Genomic DNA, 6,000 nt, shown 5'->3' with positions numbered 1-6,000 from the left:
GTCGCATCCAGGCAGGCCGCAATCGTCGGCATGGTCTTGTCCCAGACCGGGATGACCACACGAAACCGCGACCAGGCCAGCCAGGCGCACCACAGGATCGTCTGCCGCCCCTTGATCACCGGACCCCGTCGGGTAGCGGCAGCGCATTGCTGCGCCACCGCCCCCACAGAACCGGGCGAGCGGGTTTTCCCCGCACCTCGGCTCAAGCAAGCCCCAAGGGCGTCACGGCGATGAGGTCGCCGGGCTCCTGCGGCCGCGTGCTTGGAGCATGCGGTTGCAGGAGGCGTGCACGAGGCGTGTTCGTGTCCCGTCCGGCTGGCCGTCCCGGTGAGTGAGGTAGTCCGCGGCTATCGCCCGCCGGACCACACTCAGCCACCACCGTTCCCAGGCTTGCGGGGACTGGGGCGGCCGGTCGATGGCGATCAGAGGTTCTCCGCAGAGCGGGCAGCAGCCTTCCTGCCTGGTGAGCAGGCCGACGTTATAGCTGTCCAGCGGCGGGGGGCCTTGCGGCGCCGCTTAGCCCAGTACTCGATCAGGTCCGGGTCGTCAGGGGACGCCCGTCCCGTCACGAGCTGGTGCCGGACGATGGTCGTCCAGGAGAACTTGACCAGGTGGCGGACTCCGCCGTGGTCGTCGACCGAGGTGCGATCGCCGAACACCCACCGGTCGTTCCTGAACTTGTTGAACTTGCCGAAGTAGCGGCGAGCGATCCACATCTTCGACTTGTTGGGGTGCGTATGGCGGGCCCACCGGTAGGCGAGCCACCACACGTAGTGGTCCAACGCGGTGAACACCTTGCTGGCCACCACCCCCCGGTAATAGGCGGCCCAGCCCCGGATGATCGGGTTGAGCCTGGCGATGACCGCCATCGCGTTCGAGCCGCGCAGGCCGCGCATCTCGTCCGCGAGCCGTTTCCGGATCCGCCTGACCGCGTCCTGGCTCGGTTTGATCAGCAGCTTCCCGCGCGGGTATCGGCGCAGGTTGAACCCCAAGAAGTCAAAGCCCGCTTCGAGGTGCACGACTTTCGTCTTATCCTCGTTGAAGACCAGCCCTCGGGGACTCAGCCACCGCGCAAGCCGCTCCTTGACCTGGTCGGCCTGCTCACGCGAGTAGCAGCAGGCGACAAGATCGTCAGCATACCTCACCAAGATCGGGGAACCATCTACCGCCACCTCGCCCTGATTGGCCTTGGTGCGGTAACGGACCCCTGCGGCCCTCTCCAGCCCGTGGAGTGCCACATTCATGATCAACGGACTGATCACCCCGCCCTGGGGCGAGCCCTCTTCGGTCGGCGTGAACGTCCCGTTCTCGACCACCCCGGCCTTCAGCCACCGCTCGACCAGCCCCCTGGCGGGGAACGAGCCGAGCGCGTCGAGAAGCCGGGCATGCCCGATCCGATCGAACGCGGCCGACAGATCGGCGTCCAAGATCCACACCCTCTTGGCCCGAGGGCCAGCCAGAGCATTGAACAGGGCACCGATCGCGTCCGCGCAGCTCCGACCCGGCCTAAACCCGTAACTCCTGGGCTCGAACCGGGCCTCCCACTCAGGTTCCAGCGCGCTACGGACCCGTGCCTGGTGACATCTGTCCATGATCACTGGAATGCCGAGCGGGCGGAGCTTTCCATTGGCCTTCGGAATGTGCACGCGCCGGACCGGCATCGGGTCCCAGGACGAGCGTGCGCGATGCACCTGCGCCGCCACCTCCGCCCTGGCCGTCGAGGACAGAGCCACCTGCCCGTCGATCCCGGCCGTCCGGCGCCCGGTATTGCGTTGCGTGACCTGGCGGACGCTAAGCAGCGTGTTGGACCAGGACCGCAACATCATCTTCTGCAGGGACCGGACCTGCGCCCAGTCCCGCTCCCGCGTCGCCTTGAAGATCCTTCTCCGAAGCCTCACTACGTTCTGCTCGTGAGCACGCCAGTCAATGGCGTCCCAGTCGAAAACGTCCTCGGGTCCGTTCACCGTGATGGCGTCCAACTTGTCCCTTGGTTCGGGGGGCCGACGGGGTCGGCGTTCAAAGGGCTCACCTGCTCACGTCAGCGCCCTTTCGGGCCCGGCAGCAAGGCCGGCATCCGGCCGGTTCCCCACGAGCACCGCCTGGAGGGACGGGTCACCGCCGTGGGTCCCGTTGCCTTTCGGCCACCGGCATCCGCTTCTTGAGCATCCTGTCCCGCCGAGGAGTTCAGCCCCTCTCACGATCGGCTTACCAGGCTCGGGGAGCCTGGACCTCGACGAGGTTTCCACGTTCCGCGCACGCGAGAATCGGCCGGGATGGGCACCCCCCTAAACCCCGGAGCCAGCGGTGTTCACGCGACCAGCGGGGAACGGATCCGGTCGCCGCTCGCTGCCTCTTCCAGCAGCCAGGCTCTATCACCCGTTGTTCGTCCCGTCGTTCCGGGCTTGCGATGACGAGGCCTCATCAGGGGATTCACTTGCGTTTGCCCGTCCGGTCTTCCCCTTGCCCGGTTGCTCCCCCGGACGGAACGGAGGCCCTTGGGCGTCTTCCCTGAGCTCCGCACCCCCAGCAGGCAGGACCTGCGGTCGCACGTCAAGGCGGGGACCGATCTCGAACACTGATCGAGAACTACGCACCCGGCATAACCGGCCTCCAATCTGCGAGTTCACTCGCTATGCGCGACTTTCGTGTCGCACATCCCCAGTCCCACTGCAGCCACAGCCCCGGCTCGGTGATCCACGGCCGATAGACCCGCCGCTGCCCCGCGCGGTACTGCGCCTTCGCCTCGGCCACCGTGCGCCGGGTCGTGCGTTCCCCGCCGGTGAACCCCATCGCGACCAGCCGCTTGTGGACCACATCGGCGCGGATCTTCCCGTTCGAGCGGACCACCAGTTCCTCGATCTTCGGCAGGAACGCATCGATCATCCGCTCCCGATGCCGCTTGTCTTGCGGGTTCTGCCCAGCAGCGCGCATCTTCACGTACCGGGCCACCGTGTGGTGGTCGCACCCGGCCAGCTCGGCCGCAGCGCGGTAACTACCCGTGAGGTCGTATGCCTCAAGGATCTCCATGATCTCCCTGCTGTTCTTCACCCGGACGATGATCACCGTCCAGGTCTGGACGGGACGAACCGGGGAGGTATCTGGCCGTACGTGGGGAATCCCGTGGCCGTCAGTGGGGCGCTAAATGGCCGCCTATGGGGAGTATGTCGTGGCCGCTGTCACAGCACTGCGGGCCTGATCGGCCCGTTCGTACTGGCATCCGATGACGACGCCAACGCGGCGTTCTTGGAGAACGCCGAGACTGGAGAGGTCATCCAGCAGGCGGAGATGATCCACAAGCTGAATCAGAGATGGGAACTACTCTCCGGCCTGGCCCAGCCGACCTACGAAACCGTGAAGATCACTATGAGGGTGATGGAGTCACTATGACCGAGGAAGAGCTGGCCACTGCTGCCTGGCGGAAGGCTAAGGCCAGCGGAGGCACCGGCGGCGACTGTGTGGAGGTTGCCCCTCTCGGTGGAGGGCGTGTAGGGGTGAGGCACAGTCGTCACCCGGAAGGACCTGCCCTGATATTCACCAAATCCGAGTGGGACGCCTTCAAGGACGGCATGTCCAAGGGAGAGTTCGACTTCTAGTCAGTCCACGAGGGGGTCTGCCGATGGGTAGGCCCCCTCGTGCATCCGTGATCCCTACGAGGTACGTATGGACGCCTTCGCGACCATGTCGTAGACACCCGGCACCAACAAGCCAACATCGCTCCGCAGAGAACTACGCGTCGGCGCCCATATCGTGAACCACCAGCGTCGCCGTCCTGCCAACTGAGAAATCGGCCGGTACAGGAAACAGAGAGGCAAGATGGCCATGTCTTTGCAGCCGGAACAGCAGACCCGCGGCGCAGTGGAACACCCTGAGATAGGTGTCCCGTCGTTGATCTTGGTCAGAGTCGTTCGACGTTGGGTCCCCGGCACCGGTTGCGCGTGTCGAAGACGAACGGGCTCACCTGCTCGATCATCTCGTAGTCGAAGCAGTCGTGGTCGGTGAGAATGACGACGGCGTCAGCCTGCTCGAATTCTTGGCGGCTCGCCTCGACGATCTCGATGTTCGGCGAAGCCAAGAAGCCTTTCACGTATGGGTCGGCGGCTCGTACTCGGGCGCCCAGCTTGCAGAGAGACTTGGCGACCTCGATCGCGGGGGATTCGCGGCAGTCTCCTGCGTTCTTCTTGTAGGCGAGTCCGAGCAGGAGCAGCCGGCTGCCCTTGATCGGCTTGGCTCGTCTGTTGAGGGCCAGGGCCAGCCGCCGCACGACGTGGTCCGGCATGCTCCTGTTGATGTCGTTGGCCAGCTCAACGAACCGGAAGTTGTGTCCCAGACCCCGCTTCACCGCCCATGACAGGTAGGAGGGGTCGATGGGCAGGCAGTGCCCGCCGACGCCGGGGCCCGGCGTAAAGCGCATGAAGCCGAACGGTTTGGTGGAGGCGGCGTCGATCGCCTCCCAGACGTCGATCCCGAGTTGCTGCGCGAAGATGGACAGCTCGTTCACCAGAGCGATGTTGACGTGCCTGAAGGTGTTCTCCAGCAGCTTGCACAGCTCCGCCACCTGGGGAGAGGAGACGGGAACGACGTCCCGGACGATTTGCCGGTAGAACACTTCGATCTTCTTCAGCGAATACTCGTCGATGCCAGACACGACCTTCGGCGTGTTCTCCAGACGCCAGCGGGAGTTGCCCGGATCGATGCGTTCCGGACTGTAGCCGAGGAAGAAGTCATCGGGCGCGCGCAACCCGGAGCCCTGCTCCAGGATCGGGCGAAGATACTCCTCAGTGGTGCCGGGATAGGTGGTGGATTCCAGGACCACTGTGGCCCCTCGCTGGATCAGCGGCGCGATGGAACGGCCGGCCGAGGCGATATGACGCAGATCCGGAGCGCTCTCACACAAGGGGGTCGGCACGGTGATCAGGCAGATGTCGAACTCCTTGGCGTCGGCGTAATCGGCGCTGGCCATGTAGCAGCCGGCGCGCAGCGCGGCCTTCACCTGGTCGTCGCCGATGTCCTCGACGTAGGACTCACCGGCGCTCAGCCGCTTGACCCGCCACTCGTCGACGTCGATCCCCACGACGTCGAACCCCGCCTCGACCCCGCGCATCGCCAGGGGCAGGCCCACGTAACCCTGTCCGATTACCACCAGTTTCTCTCTCATTTCCGGACCCCCGTCACTTAGAGTGAGATATAGCTAACTGTAAGCGCTCGGTGCCCTCATATAACCCATTTCAGTGCACGCCTGGCGTGTCGTCCCGTCGCCGCGTAACCACTCAGACCTATCGTGATCACGATGCTGTCGGTTTGATGGCCCTGACCTAGGTTCGGCATGATGATCCGCGATCATGTCCGAACAGCCGACACCGCCGGGCAAGCCCTCGATGGAGGAGATATGCGGCAGTTGGTCGCGCTCGGCGCACAGGCGGCGGCCCTCCGCGAAGAAGGCGCGGCTCTGCGTGAGGAGATCTCCGAAGTTCGGGCGACGAACGTTCGGCTGCGTGAGCTGCTGGCGCTGCGGGAGCCGAGCTGGGCCGCCGCCAACGAGCGGATCGCCCGCCACCAACATCGAGCGGACCGCGCAGCTGATGAGGATGATGTTCAGCCTTCCCGTGTCGACAGGGTTCGTCGCCAAGGTCAACGCGCAGCTGGCCGCCCGGCTCGCGGGGTTCGAAGACGAGGTCAAGAAGCGTCTGCGCAGGGCCGAGGTAGCCCGGGACGGACGAGACGCCGGTCTCGCTATCGGGCAAGACGGCCTAAACCACGGGATGCATGACGGGAAGGTCGTCTGGTGTGGGGCAGGGCTGACTCGCGGCCCCGAGACCATCAAGGGGTTCGACCTGCTGACCGCCTTCACCGGCATCCTGGTCGGCGATGACTGCGTCGGCCATCTTTTCCTGGACAGCCTCCTGGCCGGGGTACAGATCTGCCTGCAGCGTCATCCGTGATCTTCGCTAGGTTCACCAGGCCGATCCGGTCCGCGGCGGCCGGGCGGGCAACCTGCTGATC

The 6,000-nt window shown here is 65.4% G+C and carries 4 protein-coding genes and 1 pseudogene; 2 read left to right on the top strand and 3 right to left on the bottom strand.

The features are described from left to right. Positions 1 to 422 precede the first annotated feature (422 nt). Positions 423 to 1,964 carry a group II intron reverse transcriptase/maturase gene (ltrA, locus tag Q9G87_RS59265; RefSeq protein ID WP_305925491.1) on the bottom strand — a complete coding sequence of 514 codons (1,542 nt, stop codon included), beginning with the start codon at positions 1,962 to 1,964 and terminating at the stop codon, positions 423 to 425. Between the two features lie 691 nt (positions 1,965 to 2,655). After that, a pseudogene (locus Q9G87_RS59260) lies at positions 2,656 to 3,048 on the bottom strand (IS21 family transposase); the annotation flags it as partial. Positions 3,049 to 3,383: 335 nt separating this feature from the next. Between Q9G87_RS59260 and Q9G87_RS59255 the strand changes: the two are divergent. Further along, positions 3,384 to 3,593, top strand: a complete 210-nt coding sequence (locus Q9G87_RS59255; protein ID WP_305925488.1) for a DUF397 domain-containing protein — start codon at positions 3,384 to 3,386, stop codon at positions 3,591 to 3,593. Between the two features lie 302 nt (positions 3,594 to 3,895). Here the strand turns inward: Q9G87_RS59255 and Q9G87_RS59250 are convergent, their stop codons facing one another. Next, positions 3,896 to 5,155, bottom strand: coding sequence for a nucleotide sugar dehydrogenase (locus tag Q9G87_RS59250; RefSeq protein ID WP_305925487.1), 1,260 nt, complete (start codon positions 5,153 to 5,155; stop codon positions 3,896 to 3,898). Positions 5,156 to 5,603: 448 nt separating this feature from the next. On the opposite strand from Q9G87_RS59250, the gene Q9G87_RS59245 reads away from it, so the two are divergent. Next, positions 5,604 to 5,939 (top strand): hypothetical protein, encoded by a 336-nt coding sequence (locus tag Q9G87_RS59245; RefSeq protein ID WP_305925486.1) that lies wholly within the window; start codon positions 5,604 to 5,606, stop codon positions 5,937 to 5,939. The last annotated feature ends 61 nt before the right edge of the window (positions 5,940 to 6,000 follow it).

This window comes from Nonomuraea turcica (assembly GCF_030718205.1).
Classification (GTDB): domain Bacteria; phylum Actinomycetota; class Actinomycetes; order Streptosporangiales; family Streptosporangiaceae; genus Nonomuraea.
This window is presented reverse-complemented; position numbering and strand designations above follow the sequence as displayed.

Coding starts and splice junctions, on each gene's coding strand:
- Q9G87_RS59250 (WP_305925487.1), bottom strand. CDS start 5,155: ATGAGAGAGAAACTGGTGGTAATCGGACAGGGTTACGTGGGCCTGCCC.
- Q9G87_RS59255 (WP_305925488.1), top strand. CDS start 3,384: ATGACCGAGGAAGAGCTGGCCACTGCTGCCTGGCGGAAGGCTAAGGCC.